We start from the raw sequence: 18815 nt of genomic DNA on the forward strand, positions 1-18815 counted from the left end.
CATGGTCATCGACTTCTCCGAGCTGCTGCTCGACCTCGACCTCAAGCGCGCGGCCGCGGTCGACGCGCTCGCCCCGGTCACGCTGCCCGAGCTCCCGCCGGCCCCGCCCGTCGACGTCAGTGACGGCCACGATGCCACGCTCACCGCCGAGCTGCCCGCGGCGATGGTCGCCGACGCGCTCGCCGTCCTCGCCGCGGCGCTCGGCGAGGAAGCGGACACGGTCGCGGCGCGGGCGATCGTCCGCGCGGTCACGGGCGACGTGCTCGCGCGTCTGGACGGCGCGGCCAGCGTGACCGTCGCCGACGTCTCCACGGTCGTCGAGGCGGCGCTGATCGACGCCGGCTACTTCGACGTCGCCAAGGCGCTCGTCCTGCGTCGCGCGCTCCCGACCGTCGCCTCCCGCGAGAGCGTGCGGCTGATCCGCCGCTCGGGCGAGCTCGCCGCGTGGAGCACGGTCAAGATCGAGGTCGCGATCCGCAAGGCCTTCCTCTCCGCCGGACTGGACTCCTCCCCCGCGGTCGCGCTGGCCGAACGGGTCGGTGAGCGTGCGCACGCCCTCGGGACCGCGTACGTGCCGATCGAGACGGTGCAGGACATCGTCCAGGAAGAGCTCGTGCTCGCCGGACACATGCGGGTCGCCGAGCGCTACATCGTGTACCGCGCGGAGCGGGCGCTGCTGCGGGCACAGGAGGCCAAGCCGTCCGCGCCGCCGGCGATCCCGCTCGACGACGGCACCGAGTGGAGCGGCGCGGACCTGCGCGAGCGGATCGCGTTCGCGTCGATCGGCCTCGACCTCGATCTCGACCCGGACGCGCTCGAGCGCGAGCTGCGCCGCGCGGTGCGGCCGGGCATCGCCCGCGCCGACCTGCGGCGCCTGGTCGTCCTCAACGCGAAGGCGCTGATGGAGCGCGACAGCGAGTACTCGCGCTTCGCGGGCCGCATCCTGCTCAGCTACATCTACGAGGAGGCGCTCGGCTGGGACATCATGCGCGACGGCATCGGCGCGCTGAAGGCCTTCCACGAGCGCGCCTTCCACCGCGCGCTCGAGCATGGTGTCGCGATCGGGCGGATCGACCCGCGGCTGCTCGGCCACGACCTCGACCGGCTCGCCGCCGCGCTCGATCCCACCGCGGACCTCGACTTCGACTTCCTCGGCATCCAGACGCTGTATGACCGCTACCTGCTGGTCGACAAGACCGGCGACGAGCCGCGCCGGATCGAGGCGCCCCAGCTGTTCTGGATGCGTGTCGCGATGGGCGTCACGGGCGACGCGATCGACCTCTACACGATCTACAAGCAGCGGCGGTTCTGCTCCTCGACGCCGACCCTGTTCAACTCCGGCACCAACCACCCGCAGCTCTCCTCGTGCTTCGTCTACAGGATCGAGGACACGCTGGCGTCGATCGTCGGCCGTGGCATCGCCGAGAACGCGATGTGCTCGAAGTGGGCGGGCGGGCTCGGCGGCTCGTGGACCGCGGTCCGCGGGACCGGCTCGCACATCGAGTCCACGAACGGCTCCAGCCAGGGCGTCGTCCCGTTCCTGAAGATGCACAACGACCAGCTCGTCGCGGTCAACCAGGGCGGCAAGCGCGCCGGCGCGGGCTGCGCCTATCTGGAGGTCTGGCACAACGACATCCGCGAGTTCCTCGAGCTGCGCCGCAACACCGGCGACGAGCGACGCCGCACGCATGACATGAGCACCGCCGTGTGGATACCGGACCTGTTCATGCAGCGCGTCGAGGCGCGGGGGAACTGGACGCTGCTGCGCTCCAACGACGTCTCCGACCTGCACGAGACCTACGGCGCGGACTTCAGGGCGCGCTACGAGGCCTACGAGCAGCGCGTCGCCGCGGGCGAGCTGCACGGCGAGACGCTGCCTGCGCTCGAGCTGTGGAAGCAGATGCTCAAGATGCTCTTCGAGACCGGGCATCCCTGGCTGACGTTCAAGGACCCGTGCAACGTCCGCTCGCCCCAGGACCACGCGGGCGTCATCCACTCCAGCAACCTCTGCACCGAGATCACGCTCAATACCGGCTCCGACGAGACGGCGGTCTGCAACCTCGGCTCGATCGTGCTCGACCAGCACCTGACCGCGTCGGGCGAGCTCGACCACGACAAGCTGCGCGAGACGATCCGGATCGCCGTCCGCGCACTCGACGACGTGATCGATGCCACCTTCTACCCGACCGAGCCCACGCGCACCGCCAACGCGCGCCACCGCCCGATCGGGCTCGGCGTGATGGGCCTGCAGTACGCGCTCTACCGGCGCGGCGAGGCGTTCGACTCAGAGACCGCGATCGCGTTCTCCGACGAGGTCATGGAGGCCGTGGCGTACTACGCCTACGAGGCGTCATCCGACCTGGCGGCCGAACGCGGGACCTACAGCTCCTATGCCGGCTCGAAGTGGGATCGCGGGCTGCTCCCCCAGGACACCGTCGAGCTGCTCGAGGCCGAGCGCGGCGAGCCGGTCGAGGTCAAGCGCGGCGGCCGGCTGGACTGGGCGCCGCTGCGCGCGAAGATCGCCGCGCAGGGCATGCGCAACTCCAACGTGCTGGCGATCGCCCCCACCGCGACGATCGCGAACATCATGGGCACGTCGGCGTGCATCGAGCCGATCTACAAGAACCTGTTCGCGAAGTCCAACCTCTCGGGCGACTTCATCGTCCTCAACCCCTACCTGGTCGCCGACCTCAAGGCCGCGGGCCTCTGGAACCCAGCCCTCGCCGAGCGCCTGAAGGCCGTCGAAGGCGACCTCGAAGCGCTGCCCGGCATCCCGGCCGAGCTGCGCGAGCGCTACCGCACCGCGTTCCAGCTCCCCGCCGAGGCGCTGATCGACGCCGCCGCGCGCCGCCAGAAGTGGATCGACCAATCGCAGTCGCTGAACCTCTTCCTCGCGGCGCCGGACATGAAGACGATGAGCCACATGTACCGGCGCGCGTGGCGCGCGGGGCTGAAGACCACCTACTACCTGCGCACGCTCGGCGCCTCGGCGATCGAGAAGGCGACCGTGGCCGCCTGCTCGATCGAGGCCATGCGCAGCGGCGAGGAGTGCGAGGCCTGTCAGTGAGGCACGGCGTCGCGCAACGCGGCCACCAGCTCGAGCTCGCGCTCACATGACACGCGCCCGCTGCCACAACTGGGCGTCAGCAGCGACCGATAGCCGCTGAGATCGATGTCCGCGAGTGCCTCCTTCAGGCGCTCGCGGGCGTCCGCGGCGTGCTCGGCGCGATGCGGCTGCACGATGCCCCACGCGACCCGCGTTCCGCCGGCGAGCAGACGCGGGTCGATCGCCCCCAGCGAGACGTCGAACGACAGCACCTCCGGCGCGGCGCGCCGGACGGTCTCCCACGGCACCGGCCCGCACAGGTGCAGCCCCCAGCATGGCGCGCACGCACGCAGCGGGTCCCACACGCGCTCGACGCCGTCGGCCGCGAACTCGTGCAGCGACGGCTCGTCGACCATCAGCAGCACGTCGAGATCGAGCTCGGCGAGCGTTCGCACCTGGTCGGCGACGTTCGCCGCCAGCCAGACCGCCAGCTCCGATGCCAGGTCGAGGGCGTCGCGCCGCTCCAGCGCACACGCGAGCGTCACCGGACCGGTCGCCTGCAGCTTGACCACGCGATGCTCCGGCGGTTGGAGCTTGAGCCGCCGCAGGAACGCGTCCCAGGCACGCGGGCGTTCGCGGTCGCGCGCCGGCGACCACCCGCAGCGGGCCGGGTCGGCCCCGAGCCACTCGGTGATCATGTCCCCCTCCAGGCGTGGCAGTTGCGGGCAGAACGGGAGATCGTAAGCGGCGACCGCGTGTGCCGCCGCGGCCTCGGCATCCGTGAACGGCAGGCTGCCGACGCCCGTCGTCGCCCACGGCGGCAGCCGGTCGAGCGCGCTCACGCGGGCACCGCGGCGCGGCGCCGGTGGGCGGCGGCGATCAGGTTTCGCAGCGCGGGCCGGACCTCGTTCCAGCGGCGCGTCTTGAGCCCGCAGTCGGGGTTGACCCAGAGCCGGTCGCGGCCGATGCGCCGCTCGGCGAGCTCGAGCAGCCGCTCCAGCTCCTCGACGCCCGGTACGCGCGGCGAATGGATGTCATAGATGCCCGGACCGATCTCGTTCGGGTACTCCAGCTCACCCGCGAACACGTCCAGCACCTCCATGCCCGAGCGGGAGGCCTCGATCGACAGCACGTCGGCATCCAAGCGCACGATGTGCTCCATCATCGCGTTGAACTCCGAGTGGCACATGTGGGTGTGGATCTGGGTGTCCGCGCGAGCGGGCGCGACGGTCAGCCGGAAGCAGTCGACGGCCCAGCGGACGTACTCGTCCTGGTCGGCGCGCCGCAGCGGCAGGCCTTCGCGGAGCGCGGCCTCGTCGACCTGGATCGCGAAGCAGCCCGCGGCCTCGAGGTCGGCCACCTCGTCCTGGATCGCGAGCGCGATCTGGGTGCAGGTCTCGCGCCGCGGCTGGTCGTCGCGGACGAACGACCACTGCAGGATCGTGACCGGTCCGGTCAGCATGCCCTTCATCGGCTTCTCCGTCAGCGACTGCGCGTACCGCCACCAACGCACGGTCATCGGTTGCGGGCGGGAGACGTCACCGAACGGGATCGGCGGCTCCACGCAACGGCTGCCATAGGACTGCACCCACCCGAGCTCGGAGAACGCGAAGCCCTCGAGCCGCTCGCCGAAGTACTCGACCATGTCGTTGCGCTCCGGCCCGGAGGTCGTGGCGCGCCGCGCGGATGTCCGGCGTCTGCGGGAACGAGCCGATCGTCGTCGTCGGCAGCTCCGGGAGCGCGACCCGCGCCCGCTGCGCGTCGCGGCGGTCGGCGAACGACACGCTGCGGTCGTAGTCGCGGCCGGTCAGGCCTCCCGCCCGCGAGTAGCGCCAGCTCATCAAGCTTCTCTGCGCCGAACGCCAGCCACGGCCGGATCTCGGGGTCGATACGCGTCTCGCGCGCGGCCTCGTACGGGACATGCAGCAGCGAGCAGGAGCTCGCGATCGTCACGCGCTCGGAGCCGAGCGCGGCGACCGCGTCGTCGATGCGCTCGAGCGCACGATCGAGGTCGGTCGTCCACACGTTGCGCCCGTCGACGACGCCGAGCGACAACCGGCCCGGGACGCGCTCCAATGCGGCGCTCAGCTGCCCGGGCGCACGCACGAGATCGATGTGCACCTCGGCCGCCGGCAACGCGAGCACGCGGGGGTCGGCCGGCGCGAAGTAGGTCGCCAGGCAGATCTCGACCGGCGCCTGCGCGAGAGCCGCGAAGGCGTCAGCGTACGCGTCCAGCTCATACGCCGACCGGTCGAGGGCCAAACACGGCTCGTCCAGCTGGACCTCGCTCGCCCCGGCTGCGGCCAGCTCCGTCAGCAGTTGCACATAGACGTCGACGAGCGCCGGCAGCGGCGGCTTCTCGCCCTTGGCCAGCTCGAGGAACGTCAACGGCCCGACGACCACGGGGCGCGTCCGGATGCCCAGCGCGGCCGCCTCGCGCAGCGGCTCCGTCCAGTGCGTCGCGTCGAGCTCGAAGCGCTGGTCGCGAACGAGCTCGGGGACGAGGTAGTGGTAGTTCGTGTCGAACCACTTCGTCATCTCGAGCGGACGGCGCGTAGCCGTTCCGCGGGCGTGGCCGAAGTACGCGTCTCGGTCGAGCACGCCGAGCGCGCAGGCCGTGTCGAGCACGTGGTCGTAGAGGCTGAAGTCGCCGGACGGGATGACATCGATCCCCGAGCCGCGTGCGCGTTTGAACCCGCCGCGTCGCAGCGTCCGCGCGACGTCATCGAGCTCCGCTCGCCCGATCCTGCCCGCCCAGAACGCCTCCAGGGCGAACTTCAGCTCACGGTTCGGACCCACCCGCGGGAGGCCCAGAACAGCAGTGCGTGCCATCTGCAGTTGTACTCCTGATGTGCCGTGCGGCCTTGTCGCGAGGCCGCGTTATCGGTGTCTCGGGCTTCGCCGGGACGGAGTCGTCAGGTCTTCGGGCTCGGACGCGATCGGACGGCCGCCTTCCCAGGTCTCCCCAGTGGCAGTGGCCGTTTCGCGCGTCCCTACCGCTGCGCGCCAGCTCCGGATTTCGAACCGGATTCCCTGACCCGTTGCTTCGGGTGCGAACGACGCCGCGGGAAACGATACACGGGGCTACTGACCGCCCGCCGCGAGCCGCATCAGCGGCGAGTCGAAGTCGACGTCGTCGGCGGTGCGCTCGGCGCGGGCGGCGTTGCCCGCGAACTGGTGCTGGTAGCCCGACCAGCCGCGGTCGGCGATCTCCTGCTCGACGCCCGCGCGGACCAGCACCGCGAGCTCGCTCGCGGCGCGCTCGATGCGCTTGCCGAGCTCGCTCGTCCCCCAGTCCTCGGGCGCGGCGTAGACCGAGGTCGGGAGCGTGAGCGCGCGCATGTAGGCGAAGAGCGGGCGTAGCTGGTCGTCGATGACGAGCGCGTGCCGCGCGGTGCCGCCCGTCGCGGCGAGCAGCACCGGCTTGGCGACGAGCAGGTCGTTGTCGAGGATGTCGACGAACGTCTTGAACAGGCCGCTGATCCCGGCCTTGTAGATCGGCGTGGCGGCGATGATGCCATCGGCGGCGGCGAGCTTGTCGATCGCCTCCTTGACCGTTGCGCCGGGGAAGCCGGTGACCGCCGCGCGGGTGGTGTCGACGGCCAGTGGGCCGAGCTCGACGACGCTGACGGTCGCCGGTCCGGAGAGTGCGTCGAGCGCCTTCTGGGCCAGGCGGTCGGTGAGCTGACGCGTCGATGACGGGTTGCCGGTGCCGGCACTGATGACGACGAGACGCTTGGGGTTCATGTCGAGGCGCTTTCGGTGAGGGTCTGGCAGAGGTCGCGCAGCTGCTTGAGCTGCTCGACGCTGAAGGTCGAGGTCATGATCTGCGCGACGTGGTGGCCGTGGCGCAGGCCGACGTGGCGCTGGGCGGCCGCGCCGGCCTCGGTCAGGCGGACGCGCGAGGCGCGGCCGTCATCGGGGTCGGGCACGCGCTCGAGCAGGCCGGAGGTCTCGAGCCTCGCCACGAGCCGCGAGATGCCGGCCTGCGTCAGCAGCGCGTCCCCGGAGAGCTCGGTGATCCGCAGCCCGTCCGGGGCGGTCGAGAGCGCGTAGAGCACGCCGTACTCGCTGGGGCTGAGCCGATCCCACACGTCGTGGGCCATCAGCTCCCGGTGCATGGTCGCCTGCGCGCGGAAGAGCGCCTCCCACGCCTCGTTCGCCATGCGGGTGCGGCTCACCATGGCTCAGCCCACCAGTGGCAGGTCGGCGACGATCGCCGGGTCCGTGTCCTGGTAGGGCGAGGTGCCGGTGACGTTGTCGCCGCGGTTCGGGTTCGGGCGCGGCTGACGCGGCTCGGCGTCGCCGTACTTCTCCCGGACGCGGCTCGCGTGGGTCGGCGCGTCCGGCACGCCCGGCGTCCGGCGCGACTCCAGCTCCTTGCGCAGGGTCGGCACGACCTCGGTGCCGAGCAGCTCGACCTGCTCCAGCGCCTCCTCCAACGGCAGCCCGGCGTGATCGACGATCCACAGCTGGCGCTGGTAGTCGCCGAAGCCCTCCTGGAACGTGAGCGTCTTCTCGATCACTTCCTGCGGGCTGCCGACGCTCAGCGGCGTCCCGTGCATGAAGTCCTCCAGCCGGTAGCTCGAGCCATAGATCGGCGAGCCCTCGAAGTAGGGCCGGAACTTGCGGACGGCGTCCTGCGAGCGCTTCGCGATGTAGGACTGCCCGCCGAGCCCGACGATCGCCTGCTCCGGCGTGCCGTGCCCGTAGTGGGCGTAGCGCCGGCGGTAGAGGTCGACCAGCGGCTTGAAGTGGAAGTTCGGCGCGAGGATGTTGTTGGCGAAGTAGCCGTTGCCGTAGTACGCGGCCTGCTCGGCGATCTCGGGCGTGCGGATCGCGCCATGCCACACGAACGGCGGGACGTCATCGAGCGGGCGCGGGATCGAAGTGAACCCCTGCAGCGCCGCGCGGAAGCTCCCCTCCCAGTCGACGACGTCCTCGCGCCACAGCCGGTGCAGCAGGTTGTAGTTCTCGAGCGCGAGTTCAAGACCCTTATGGATGTCCTGGCCGAACCACGGATACACCGGGACGGTGTTGCCGCGGCCGAGCATCAGGTCCATCCGCCCCTTGGCCAGGTGCTGCAGCATCGCGTAGTCCTCGGCGACCTTCACCGGGTCGTTGGTGGTGATCAGCGTGATCGCCGTGCTGAGCACGATGTTCTGCGTCTGGGCGGCGATGTTCGCCAGCAGCGTCGTGGGCGACGACGAGAAGAACGGCGGGTTGTGATGCTCTCCGATCGCGAACACGTCGAGCCCGACCTCATCGGCCTTCTTGGCGAGCTGGACGCTCGCGTCGATGCGCTCAGCCTCGCTCGGCGTGTACCCCGTGACCGGGTTCCGAGTGATGTCGCTGACCGAGAAGATTCCGAATTGCATGTCGTCCGCCTTGTTGGTTGCGCAGACAACGATAGCAATTACATGACTGATCATGTAGTTCTCCCGCGCTCGAGACGCGCCAACTCGAACAGTGCGAACGCCTTCGATGAGTGCCGGGCCCGGCCAGAAGTCGACCAAATCGAGCACCCGCCACTTCCGTGGCGCTGAACGGATGCGCGCCCGCCGAGCCGGGACTCACGTCCGGCCGGCGCGGTGCAGGATCGAGGGGCTCAGCGGGGCAGCGAGCGGAGGTACGCCTCGATGGCGGCGAAGTCCCGGTCGGTGACGACGTCGGGCGGGAACAGGCCGTGGCCGTGGACGCCACGGAACTCCTCGAGCTCGACCCCGCCCGCGAGTCTCGGACCGCGCATGCCCTGGGCCTGGTCGCCGTGGCAGGAGGCGCAGCCGAGCCCGTCGGTCGAGAACGCCTGCTTGCCCGCGACGGCGGGTGGCGTGCCCGTGGCCAGCGCGACCTCCAGCTGCGCTGTGCCGCGTGCGGTCTGCGCGAGCTGGCCGCCAGAGTCGATGCCGACGCCGTGCTCGTAGGTCATGCGGCCGCCGATATACCCCTGCGCCAACACGGCGACGAGCGCGAGCAGCCCGCCCGCGACCAGCTCCAGGCCGTGCGTGTGCCGGTCATCGGTCGCGCGCTTGAACCGCCACGCAGCGACGCCCACGACGATCAACGCAAGCACGATCCCAAGCCAGAAGTGGACCGTGCCCAGCCGCCCGCTGTGACCCCGCAGCATCGTCTTGGACTGACCCCAGACGAGCAAGCCGGTCAGACCCGCCAACGCCACGCCGACGACCGCGGCGCCGACGACCCACGGCTCGGCCGCTCTCAGCGGCGCACCGCCCCGCCCACTGCGGCGCACCAACAGGATGATCAGATAAACCGGAACGGCGACGACCGCGAGGTGCGTCGCCGCCCCGTGCAACTCGGAGAGATGCGGCATCGCCGCAGGGTCCCGATCGGCAGGTAATGGTTCGGCAAAGGTCGCGGCCTAGGATCAGATCGTGACCCGCGTGCTGCTCGTCGAGGACGACCGGGACATCGCGGAGTGTTCGCGCTGCTGGTGCGCGAAGCGGGACCAACGGACGCAACGAAGCCGGCGGCGGACGCCTGCGCCTCACCCACTGCCGCCCGGCACGCTTCGAGATCATCCTCCCGCCGCGCCCGTGAGCGCGATGGTCGTCCCGCTCGGCGAGGAGGCGATCCGGGACAAAGCGCGGTCCAGGTGTGCGGGAAACCCGCAGCGTGTGCGCAGGTGGTGACGGATGCCAGGGTCCTCCGCCGCGCCTAGCTTGAGCGTATGGCGGACCGTTCCGAACTCCTGATCGTCGGCGGGGGACCCGCGGCCCTCGAGGCCGCGTTGGCGGTCCAACGCCTCGCCGGCGAGCGCGTGCACATCACCTTGCTGAGCGATCGCGACGACTTCGTCCACCGCCCGGTGTCAGTGGCCGAGCCGTTCGGGCTCGCGCCCCCCGAGCGCTTCTCGCTGAGTGGCATCGCCGCCGAGCGCGGGCTTGCCTTCAAGCTCGGCCCGCTGAGCGCGGTCGACACCGAGGGCCATCATGTCGTGTGCGCCGACGGCGAGCGCGTGCCGTACGACACGCTGCTGCTGGCGATCGGTGCGCGGTCGCGGGATGCGATCCCCGGCGCGCTCACGTTCCGCGACGGCCCGCGGCTGCGCGAGGCGCTGGAGCGGCTCGGCAGCACGTCGGCGCGCGTGGCGTTCCTCGCCGGGCCGGAGAACGGCTGGACGCTGCCTTTGTACGAGCTCGCCCTGATGACCTCGCGGTGGGCCCTCGAGCAGGGACTGACGCTCGAGACGTGGGTCGTGACCTACGAGCACCAGCCGCTCAGCGTGTTCGGCGAGCAGGCCGCGGCCGAGATCGCGAGGCTGTTGGACGACGCCGGCGTGCGGCTCTGGACCGGCGCCTTCGTCGAGTGCGTCGAGGACGGTCGCGTGTGGGTCAGCCTCGAGGGCGGTCTGCCGGTCGACCTGGCGGTCGCCCTGCCGCGACCCGCCGGTCCCGCGATCCCCGGCCTCCCCCACGACGCGGCGGGGTTCGTCGAGGTCGACGAGCACAGCCGGGTGCGCGGAGTCGACGACGTCTACGCGGCAGGTGACATGACGAGCCGCCCGCTCAAGCAGGGCGGGCTCGCGACGCAGCAGGCCGACGTCGCCGCCGCCGCGATCGCCGCCGCGGCCGGCGCGGACGTCGAGGCCGAGCGCTACCGGCCCGTGCTGCGGGCGATGCTCCTCACCGGCGGCAGCCCGCGCTTCCTGCGGCACGCCGCGACCGACCGCGGCCAGGTCTCCGACGACGCCCCGTGGTGGCCGCCGCACAAGATCTCCGGGCGCGAGCTCGCGCCCTACCTCACCGCCCACCCCGAGCTCCGGCTCCAGACCCCGTCCTGAAGGTGCCGCACATGTCCGGTCCGTTCCACGCTCCCCCACTTCGCGTCCTCGTCGCCGGTGGCGGCGTGGCGGCGCTCGAGGCCGTGCTGGCGCTGCACGCGCTCGCCGGTTCCCGGGTCAAGATCGAGATGCTGGCGCCGGCGGGGGAGTACGTCGAGCGGCCGTGCTCGGTGCTGTCGCCCTTTGGCGGCGCCCCCGCGCCGCGTGTGCCGCTCGACGCGCTGCCGACGCTCGGCGTCATCCGCCACCGGGGCGCGCTCGCCTCCGTCGATCCAGATCGGTGCGAGGTGCGCACGACCGACGGCGGCCGGCTGACGTATGACCGCCTCATCGTCGCTCCCGGCGCGCACGCGATCGACGGCGTGCCCGGTGCGGTGACGTTCCGCGGCGCGATCAGCGCCGGAGCCGTCGAGAGCGCGATCCGCGGCGCGACATCGCGCATCGTGTTCGTGGCGCCGGTCGAGGCGGGCTGGATCCTGCCGCTCTACGAGCTCGCGCTGCTGACCGCGCACGAGTTCCCGGACGGCCCGGACGTCGCGATCGTGACGCCCGAGCCGCGTCCGCTCGACATCTTCGGCCCGGTCGCGTCCGACGCGCTCGCCCGGCTCCTGCACAGCGCCGGGGTCGAGTTCATCGGCCGCACCCGCGCCGTCGAGTACGTGGGCGGCGCCCTCGCGACCGGTGACGGCGGGCTGCTCGCCGCCGACGCGGCGATCTCGCTCCCGCGCATCCGGGGGCGCTTCATCGAAGGTCTCCCCTGCGACGACCGCGGCTTCATCCCGACCGACGCCAACGCGCGTGTCGTCGACGTCCCGCACGTCTTCGCCGCCGGCGATGCCACGACGGAGCCGATCAAGCAGGGCGGGCTCGCGGCGCAGCAGGCCGACGCCGCCGCCGAGACGATCGCCGCCGAGGCCGGCGCGGTCCTGATCGGGCGCCCGTACCGGCGGATCCTGCGCGGCGTCGTGCTGACCGGCGGGCGGCCGCTGTACCTGCGCCGCGACCTGGACGAGGCCGACGAGGTCATCCGCCCGCTGCGCGGAACCCCGCCCGGGGTCGGCCGCAGCCAGCTCTGGTGGCCGCAGGGCAAGGTCGCGGGCCGCTACCTGACCGGCTTCGTCGCCGAGGGCGGGCGCCCGGACCCTGCGCTTGTCACGTTTCCCGTTCTCCAGGAGTCAGGGAGTCAGTGACCAACGACTCCCTTGGAGGGACAACGTGCTCGAGAAGGTCTTCTACACGAGCGTGCTCGTCAGCGACCAGGACGTCGCGCTCGACTTCTACACGAACGTGCTCGGCCTCGAGAAGCGGGTCGAGAACCCGACGCCCGACGGCCCGCGGTTCCTGACCGTCGGCGTCGAGGGCGACGACTTCATGCTGGTGCTCTGGCCCGGGACGCCCGGGCAGGCCCAGCCCGCGATGGGGCGCCCGCCGGCGTCGATCACGATCGAGACCGGCGACTGCCACAAGACGGTCGAAGAGCTGACGTCGCGCGGGGTCGAGTTCGTCTCGGACGTGCTCGAGTTCCCGTGGGGCTACGTCGCGCAGTTCAAGGACCCCGACGGCAACCTGCTGCAGGTCCGCCAGGGCCGCTGAGCCAAGGCGGTCCGAGCTCAGGCCGCGTCCGGGCGCAGCGTCGCCGGCTCCGGGCGGCGCCGCGCCGGGATCGAGGCGCTCACGGTCGTGCCCGCGCCCGGCGCGGACTGGATCGTCAGCGAGCCGTGCACGAGGGCCAGGCGTTCGCGCATGCCGAGCAGGCCGAAGCCGGATGAGCGTTCCTCGGTGTCGAAGCCCGCGCCGTCGTCGCGGACCGAGATCTCCACCACGCCCTCGCGGTCGCCCACGGCGACCTGGACACGCGCCGCGCCGGCGTGCTTGACCGCGTTGGTCAGCGCCTCCTGCACCAGGCGATAGATCGTCGCCTCGATCTCGGGCAGGTGGCGTGGCATCGCTTCGTCGAGGTCGACCTGGAGGGCGATGTCGAGATCGGCCTGGCGGCTGACGCGTTCGACCAGGCTCACGAGCGCCGGCTTGGGCCCGAGCTCGTCGAGTGCCGCCGGACGCAGCTCGGTGATCAGCGAGCGCAGGTCGCCGATCGCGGTGTTGATCTGCTCGACGGCGCTGCCGATCGCCGCGCTCATCCGCTCCGCCTGGCCGCTGCGCCGCGCTCCGGACAGGATCACCCGCAGCCCGGCGAGCTGCTGGAGGGTCTCGTCGTGCAGCTCGCGCGCCCAGCGGGTGCGTTCGGACTCCGACGCCTCGATGCCGCGCCGCAGCGCTTCGTCGCTCGCGTTCTGCGCGGTCGCGACGGCGGTCGCGGCGCTCGCCGCGAACGCCTGCAGCAGCCGCTCGTCCTCCTCGTTGAACGGCCGGTCGCCCTCGAGGCGATCGGTGACCACGAGGAACCCGATCGGGCGGTCGCGGAAGATCATCGGCGTCGCGATCCCCGACCTGGCACCGAGCTCTCTCGCGGCGAAGGTGTCCACGGGCACCCGGTCGAACCGGTGCTGGCGGCCCGTGCGCATCGCCGACGCGGCCAGCGAGTCGGCGACCGGCATCCGCGCCCCCTTGAGGCCGTCCACGCCCTCCCCCGCGACGGCGGCGATCACGAACTCGTCGCCGTCCAGCAGGGCGATCTCCGCCGCTCGGGCGTCGATCAGCGCGCGCGAGCGCTTGACCACCAGCTCGAGCACGCGGTCGAGGTCGGTGACGCCGCCGAGCGCCTTGCTGACCTCGGTCGTCGTCTCCAGGCCGCGGATCGTCCGCTCGAGCTCGTCGCGGCGCTCACGCACATCCCGGTACAGGCGGGCATTGGCGATCGCGATCGCCGCCCAGTCGGCGAGCACGACGACGGCCTCCTCATCCTCGTCCGTGAAGTGGCCGTCGTCCTTGTCGGTCAGGTAGAGGTTGCCCCACGCCTCGCCCTCGATGACGATCGGCACGCCCAGGAACGACTCCATCGGCGGGTGCGAGAGCGGGAACCCGTAGGACTGCGGGTGCGTGCCGACGTCGGCGAGCCGCAGTGGGCGCGGGTCGCGGATCAGGACGCCGAGCACCCCGCGCCCGCGCGGCAGGTCGCCGATCGCCCGGTGCGTCTCGGCGTCGATGCCGGCGGTGAGGAAGCGTTCGAGGCGCTCGCGTCGCTCGTCGAGCACCCCGATCGCGGCGTAGCGCGCCCCCGTCAGCTCGCGAGCGACCTCGAGCAGGCGTTCGAAGAGGGCCTCGGGGTCGAGGACCGTGACGAGCGAGCGGCCCACCTCGACCAGGCGTCTAAGTCGGTGTTCATCCAACGGTCAGGCGTTCCACGGCCGGTTGCCGCGGAGGCTATCGAACGGCGGCGCGCGCGGCGGTCCACGCCTCCCGTCGCCGGGCCCACTCCGGGGCGACGATGCCACCGGTGAGCGCCGCCGCGGCGTCCAGCGCCTGCAGCGCGCGCCCGTAATCGCCCATCGCGGCCTCCTCCTCGGCGAGGAGCAGCGCGAGCTCCTGGGCGTCGTCGCGATCGTCGCGGTCGACGCCCGCCAACACGAGGTCCTGCAGCTGCGCGGTCGCCAGCAAGGGCGGGCGGGCCGTCGCGAGCAGCGGCGCCAGGTAGCGGCCGGCGATCTTGGTCGGCGGCCACCAGAGCGCGCGCCGGGAGACGGAGGCCTCCGGGCGACGCTGCGTGCGGTGGGCCTCACCGTGCTGCGGCTGCCCGGCAAGGGTCAGCGACGAGCGCAGGTAGAGCGGCGCGCCGCCGGTGAGGAGCAGGCCGCGCAGCATCGGGCGGAACGGGACCGGCGAGACCGCGGCTCCGAGCTCGGCCGCGATCACCTCCGCCGCCGCGTCCGCCTGCTGGGTGGCCAGTCCGCCCTGCTTGAGCGGGAACGTCGTGGCGTCGCCGGCGGCGAAGACGTCCTGCACCTCGGACACGCGGCCGTGCCCGTCGACGGGGATGAAGCCGTGCGGCGCGTGCGGGAGCCCCGGGATCGCGGGCCCGAAGAGCCGCGGCAGCGCGATCGCCGCGTCCGCGGGGACCCGCGCGCCGCCCTCGAGCTCCACATGCCCGTCGCGAACACCGATCGGGCGCACCCCGGCGCGCACCGTGATGCCACGCTCGGCCAGCAGCTCGGTGATCGCCGCGCTCGCCTGCTCGCCGAACACCCACAGCGGCGCGGGCTCGGCGGTGACGACGGTGATCTCCGGCTCGCGGCCGCGGTCGCGCAGCTCGACGGCCGCCATGATCGCCAGCTCGTAGAGCGGCAGCGCCCAGTCGGACGGGCTCGTGAGCACGAACGCCAGCGAGGTGGCGTCGCCCATCGCCTGCTCGACCGCGGCCGCGTCGCGCGCCCCGCGGAACGTGATCGCCCCGTCGAGCGCGGGCTTCGGAACCGCACCGACGGCAATGAGCAGCTTGTCGTAGTGCAGGGGCTCACCGGTCGCGTCGACGGCGACGCGGGCGTCGGGCTCGACGCGCGCGAGCACGCCCCGGTGAAGGTCGAACCGCGCGTGCCGGCGGATCACGTCGAAGGGGATCGGCTCCCGTACCCCGAAGCCGAACGGCGCGGCCACGGAGGCCGCTCGCTGAGGGAGCTCGTCCTCCGGCGCGATCAGCGTGATGCGGGGCAGCGGGCCCGCCAGCGCGCGCAGCGCCGCCACCGCTTCCACGGCCGCGACGCCACCGCCGGCGATGATGATGTGTTTGGGCGGCATGGCCTCCAACCTACGGTCGCGCGCTGACGCCGACATCCGTAGTTCGCTACGGCCGCGGCGGAGTTTCTACGCCTTCAGCGCCCGCAGGGCATTGAGGATCGCCGCCACGTCGATGACCTCCTGCAGGAGCGCGCCGGCCAGCGGCGGGAGGGCGCCGGCGGCGGCGAAGCCCATCGCCACGAGCGACAGGGCCATGCCACCGAGCACGCTCTGACGGGCGATCCGTAGCGCGCGGCCGCTGATGCGGACGGCGGCCGCGAGGCGGTCCAGGCGGTCGACGACGATCACCGCGTCCGCCGCCTCGGCCGCCGCGGTGGCGCCGGCGACGCCCATCGCGACGCCGACGTCGGCGAGTGCCAGCGCGGGCGCGTCATTGATCCCGTCGCCGACCATGATCACCGGCCGTTCGCGGGTGTCGCGGACGAGCGCGAGCTTGTCCTCGGGCCCGAGCTCGGCGTGCACCTCGTCGACCCCGGCCTGCCGGCCGACCGCCTCGGCGATGTCGCGCCGGTCGCCGGTCGCCATGATCACGCGTCGGACGCCGCTCGCGCGGAGCGCCTCGACCGCCGCGCGGGCGTCGTCGCGCAGGCGGTCGGCCACCAGCACCGCGCCCACCGGACGGCCGTCGACCCCGACGTGGACGGCCTGTGTGGCATCGACCGCGATGCCACGTTCTGCCAGCCACGCCGCGCTGCCGACCGTGACGCGGTGGCCGTCGACCTGTCCTTCGACGCCCTGGCCGGGACGTTCCGTGACGTCCTGTGGCAGCTCGAGCACCAGGCCGCGCCGCTCGGCGGCGTGCACGACGGCTTCGGCGACGCCGTGCGTGGACAGCTGCTCGACCGACGCCGCGAGCCGCAGGACCTCATCGCCGCCGAGGACCTCCGCGACCTCCGGCTCACCGAGCGTCAACGTCCCGGTCTTGTCGATCAGCACGGTCCGAGCCTGGGCGAGACGTTCGATCGCCCCGCCGTCCTTGACCACCACGCCCACGCGGGCCGTGCGCGACATGCCCGAGACGATCGCGATCGGCGCCGCCAGGATCAGCGGGCAGGGCGTGGCGACCACGAGCACCGCGAGCCCCCGCACCGGGTCGCCGCTGACCGCCCAGGCGCCAGCCGCGAGGATCAGCGTCAGCGGGAGGAAGGCGACCGCGTAGCGATCGGCGAGCCGGACGAACGGCGCGCGGGCGGCGTGCGCGTTCTCGACCAGCCGGACGAGCGCCGAGTAGGCCGAATCCGCGGCCGTGCGCTCGCAGCGCAGGGTGAATGCCTGACCCGCGCACACCGTCCCGGCACGGGCCGTGGTGCGGGAGACCGGCAGCGCCTCGCCGGTCAGCGCGGACTCGTCGAGCAGCGCCGCACCCTCGACGACGGCACCGTCGACCGGCACGACCTCCCCGGCCCGGACGATCACGATGTCACCCGGAGCCAGCGTGTCGACGGAGACCTCGACGAGCTGCCCGCCCTCGCGCCGGTGGGCGACGCGGGGAGCGTGGTCCAGCAGCGCCGTCAGGTCGCGCCGCGCCCGCTTGCCCGCCTCCTCCTCGAGCGCGTTTCCGCCGGCGAGCATCAGCGCGATCACCGCGCCCGCCAGCGCCTCGCCGAGCGCGAGCGCGCCCGCCATCGCCAGCAGCGCGATCACGTCGACGCCGACGTGCCCGCGCGCCAGCCCGCGGACGACCGAGGCGCCCAGCGCGAGCAACGCGATCGCGACCGCGACGGACCACACCGCGTTCGCCGCGGCATCCGCTCCAGCCAGCGCCAGCGCGGCGCCGATCGCGATCGAGGCGAGGGCGAGCGCCGCGATGAGGCGAGACCCGGTCATCCATCGAAGATGGCACGGCGCGGCGGCGCGACATCCGCGGACACCACGACCGCGGCACGTAGTTCCCCGCACCACGGGCTCTCGCGCCCTTGGTGCGCGAGCGGATCCGTAGTTGTCCGCAACGGTTCGGCAACGAACCCCGGATGCGGGGCGGGCTCGGCGCACCGATGCTGCTCAGGTGCGTGTACTGCTCATCGACCGGGAAGGCGCGGCCCGCCTCGCGCTCTCGTTCCTACTCCGGAATACTCCGGGCGTAGAGCTCGCGGGCGAGGCCGGCAGCCGCGCGGAGATCGCGCTGGCGCTGCGCACAGCGCGGCCCGATGTGGTCGTCGTCGACGATCGGCTGGTCGACGAGGTTCCCACCGTGATGAGCCCGGTGCGCGTGATCGTGATGGGCGTCGACGACGACCCCGCGTTCGCGGCACGCGCCCACCGCCTCGGTGCCGAGGCATGGATGGCGAAGGATCTCGCCGACGACCAACTCCCTGCGCTCCTGGAGGCACGATGACCCGCTTGCTCCTCGCCTACGACGGCTCGGAGGCCGCCAAGAGCGCGCTCGCCGCGGCTGCTGCGCTGTTCGGTGAAGCCGAGGGGGTGATCGCCACCGTCCAGCCGCCACTGCCGTCGCTCGAGGCGGGCGCGATGGCCCGGATCGCGCTGCCCGACGCGGTGATCCGCGAAGGGCTCGAGAACCTGCGCGACGACAACGAGCGCGCGGGCCGCGAGCGCCTCGCCGAGGCCGCGGAGCACGGCGCCGCGCACTGGACCACGCGGCTCGTGCACGCGGTCACGCCTTGGCGCGGGCTGCGCGCGCTCGCCCGCGAGCTCGATGCCGACGTCATCGTCTGCGGCACCCGCGGCGAGGGGCCGGTCGACCGCGTGCTGCTCGGCTCGACGGCCGCCAGCCTGCTGCACCACGCCGAACGCCCGCTGCTCGTCGTGCCGGCCGGCGCGTCCGCGTTCGACGGACCGATGCTCGCCGCGTACGACGAGTCCGAGGGCGCACAGGGCGCGCTCCGGTTCGCCGCCGCCCACCTCGCCGGCCGTCGGGTCGTCGTCGCGACGGCGTGGCGCTCGCCGGTCCAGCACTCGCTGCGCGGGCAGGCGCTCGTCCACTCGCGCGTCGGCATGTTCGAGGAGTACGCCTCAGCGATCGACTCGATCTGGTCCGACGTCGCGGGCGAAGCCGCGGACGCCGGGGCGGACTTCGCCCGCGAGCTCGGTCTCGATGCGGACACGATGACGCCCGAATCCGGCCGCGGCGCCGCGCACGCGCTGCTGGACGCCGCGCGCGAACTCGGCGCCGCCGTCGTCCTCGCCGGCTCGCGCGGCCGCGGCGCCGCCGCGTCGACGATCCTCGGCTCGGTCGCCACCGGCCTGGTGACCGCCGCCGCGCGGCCGGTGCTCGTCGTCCCGGACGATCACAAGTCGTCCGAGACAAAGGCGTAG

Annotated in this window: 14 protein-coding genes, 1 pseudogene and 1 riboswitch; of the genes and pseudogenes, 6 read left to right on the top strand and 9 right to left on the bottom strand. The window is 72.7% G+C overall.

The features are described from left to right. Position 1 precedes the first annotated feature (1 nt). A complete protein-coding gene (locus G569_RS0116130) occupies positions 2-3067 on the top strand; it encodes a ribonucleoside-diphosphate reductase subunit alpha (protein WP_028064154.1) in 3066 nt (1021 codons plus the stop codon). Here the strand turns inward: G569_RS0116130 and G569_RS0116135 are convergent. The 6 genes and pseudogenes from G569_RS0116135 to G569_RS0116160 form a co-directional block, all read right to left on the bottom strand. Then, positions 3061-3888, bottom strand: a complete 828-nt coding sequence (locus tag G569_RS0116135) for a uroporphyrinogen decarboxylase/cobalamine-independent methonine synthase family protein (protein ID WP_028064155.1) — start codon at positions 3886-3888, stop codon at positions 3061-3063. The genes G569_RS0116130 and G569_RS0116135 overlap by 7 nt on opposite strands. After that, positions 3885-5878 (bottom strand): annotated as a pseudogene (locus G569_RS66675) (5-methyltetrahydropteroyltriglutamate--homocysteine S-methyltransferase). The gene G569_RS0116135 and the pseudogene G569_RS66675 overlap by 4 nt, the downstream one beginning before the upstream one ends. A gap of 65 nt (positions 5879-5943) precedes the next feature. Then, positions 5944-6122: riboswitch (cobalamin riboswitch) on the bottom strand. Between the two features lie 8 nt (positions 6123-6130). Then, positions 6131-6793, bottom strand: coding sequence for a CE1759 family FMN reductase (locus G569_RS0116145; RefSeq protein ID WP_028064156.1), 663 nt, complete (start codon positions 6791-6793; stop codon positions 6131-6133). Continuing rightward, positions 6790-7230, bottom strand: coding sequence for a MarR family winged helix-turn-helix transcriptional regulator (locus tag G569_RS0116150; RefSeq protein WP_028064157.1), 441 nt, complete (start codon positions 7228-7230; stop codon positions 6790-6792). The genes G569_RS0116145 and G569_RS0116150 overlap by 4 nt, the downstream gene beginning before the upstream one ends. Before the next feature lie 3 nt (positions 7231-7233). Continuing rightward, complete coding sequence (locus tag G569_RS0116155; protein WP_028064158.1) at positions 7234-8424, bottom strand: CE1758 family FMN-dependent luciferase-like monooxygenase; 1191 nt, start codon at positions 8422-8424, stop codon at positions 7234-7236. A 230-nt stretch (positions 8425-8654) separates the two neighbouring features. Continuing rightward, entirely contained in the window at positions 8655-9380 is a 726-nt protein-coding gene (locus tag G569_RS0116160; protein WP_028064159.1) for a DUF2231 domain-containing protein, read from the bottom strand. 357 nt (positions 9381-9737) lie between these two features. Between G569_RS0116160 and G569_RS0116165 the strand changes: the two genes are divergently transcribed. The 3 genes from G569_RS0116165 to G569_RS0116175 are packed head-to-tail and all read left to right on the top strand — an operon-like array spanning position 9738 to position 12443. Beyond that, the gene (locus G569_RS0116165; protein WP_028064160.1) at positions 9738-10850 is read left to right on the top strand and encodes an NAD(P)/FAD-dependent oxidoreductase; all 1113 of its coding nucleotides are present in this window, start codon (positions 9738-9740) and stop codon (positions 10848-10850) included. 11 nt (positions 10851-10861) lie between these two features. After that, complete coding sequence (locus G569_RS0116170; RefSeq protein ID WP_084285034.1) at positions 10862-12040, top strand: FAD-dependent oxidoreductase; 1179 nt, start codon at positions 10862-10864, stop codon at positions 12038-12040. Between the two features lie 25 nt (positions 12041-12065). Further along, positions 12066-12443, top strand: a complete 378-nt coding sequence (locus tag G569_RS0116175; protein WP_028064162.1) for a VOC family protein — start codon at positions 12066-12068, stop codon at positions 12441-12443. 17 nt (positions 12444-12460) lie between these two features. Here G569_RS0116175 and G569_RS0116180 read toward each other — a convergent pair whose 3' ends face one another. The 3 genes from G569_RS0116180 to G569_RS49025 all read right to left on the bottom strand — a co-directional run bounded on the left by G569_RS0116180 (position 12461) and on the right by G569_RS49025 (position 17366). After that, complete coding sequence (locus G569_RS0116180) at positions 12461-14104, bottom strand: GAF domain-containing sensor histidine kinase (protein ID WP_028064163.1); 1644 nt, start codon at positions 14102-14104, stop codon at positions 12461-12463. 67 nt (positions 14105-14171) lie between these two features. Then, positions 14172-15539 (bottom strand): FAD-dependent oxidoreductase, encoded by a 1368-nt coding sequence (locus G569_RS49020; protein ID WP_037496963.1) that lies wholly within the window; start codon positions 15537-15539, stop codon positions 14172-14174. A 66-nt stretch (positions 15540-15605) separates the two neighbouring features. Beyond that, on the bottom strand, positions 15606-17366 hold the full coding sequence (locus tag G569_RS49025) for a heavy metal translocating P-type ATPase (RefSeq protein WP_053226466.1): 1761 nt from the start codon (positions 17364-17366) through the stop codon (positions 15606-15608). Positions 17367-17544: 178 nt separating this feature from the next. Between G569_RS49025 and G569_RS62655 the strand changes: the two genes are divergently transcribed. Continuing rightward, on the top strand, positions 17545-17874 hold the full coding sequence (locus G569_RS62655; protein WP_028064164.1) for a response regulator transcription factor: 330 nt from the start codon (positions 17545-17547) through the stop codon (positions 17872-17874). After that, positions 17871-18815 carry a universal stress protein gene (locus tag G569_RS0116195; RefSeq protein ID WP_037496966.1) on the top strand — a complete coding sequence of 315 codons (945 nt, stop codon included), beginning with the start codon at positions 17871-17873 and terminating at the stop codon, positions 18813-18815. Before G569_RS62655 ends, G569_RS0116195 begins: the two co-directional genes overlap by 4 nt.

Origin of the sequence: Solirubrobacter soli DSM 22325, assembly GCF_000423665.1 — a bacterium.
GTDB lineage: Bacteria > Actinomycetota > Thermoleophilia > Solirubrobacterales > Solirubrobacteraceae > Solirubrobacter > Solirubrobacter soli.

Excerpts from the sequence above, each read along its gene's own strand:
- G569_RS0116130 (WP_028064154.1), top strand. The coding sequence starts at position 2 with ATGGTCATCGACTTCTCCGAGCTGCTGCTCGACCTCGACCTCAAGCGC.
- G569_RS0116145 (WP_028064156.1), bottom strand. The coding sequence starts at position 6,793 with ATGAACCCCAAGCGTCTCGTCGTCATCAGTGCCGGCACCGGCAACCCG.
- G569_RS0116150 (WP_028064157.1), bottom strand. The coding sequence starts at position 7,230 with ATGGTGAGCCGCACCCGCATGGCGAACGAGGCGTGGGAGGCGCTCTTC.
- G569_RS0116155 (WP_028064158.1), bottom strand. The coding sequence starts at position 8,424 with ATGCAATTCGGAATCTTCTCGGTCAGCGACATCACTCGGAACCCGGTC.
- G569_RS0116160 (WP_028064159.1), bottom strand. The coding sequence starts at position 9,380 with ATGCCGCATCTCTCCGAGTTGCACGGGGCGGCGACGCACCTCGCGGTC.
- G569_RS0116165 (WP_028064160.1), top strand. The coding sequence starts at position 9,738 with ATGGCGGACCGTTCCGAACTCCTGATCGTCGGCGGGGGACCCGCGGCC.
- G569_RS0116170 (WP_084285034.1), top strand. The coding sequence starts at position 10,862 with ATGTCCGGTCCGTTCCACGCTCCCCCACTTCGCGTCCTCGTCGCCGGT.
- G569_RS49020 (WP_037496963.1), bottom strand. The coding sequence starts at position 15,539 with ATGCCGCCCAAACACATCATCATCGCCGGCGGTGGCGTCGCGGCCGTG.
- G569_RS49025 (WP_053226466.1), bottom strand. The coding sequence starts at position 17,366 with ATGACCGGGTCTCGCCTCATCGCGGCGCTCGCCCTCGCCTCGATCGCG.
- G569_RS0116195 (WP_037496966.1), top strand. The coding sequence starts at position 17,871 with ATGACCCGCTTGCTCCTCGCCTACGACGGCTCGGAGGCCGCCAAGAGC.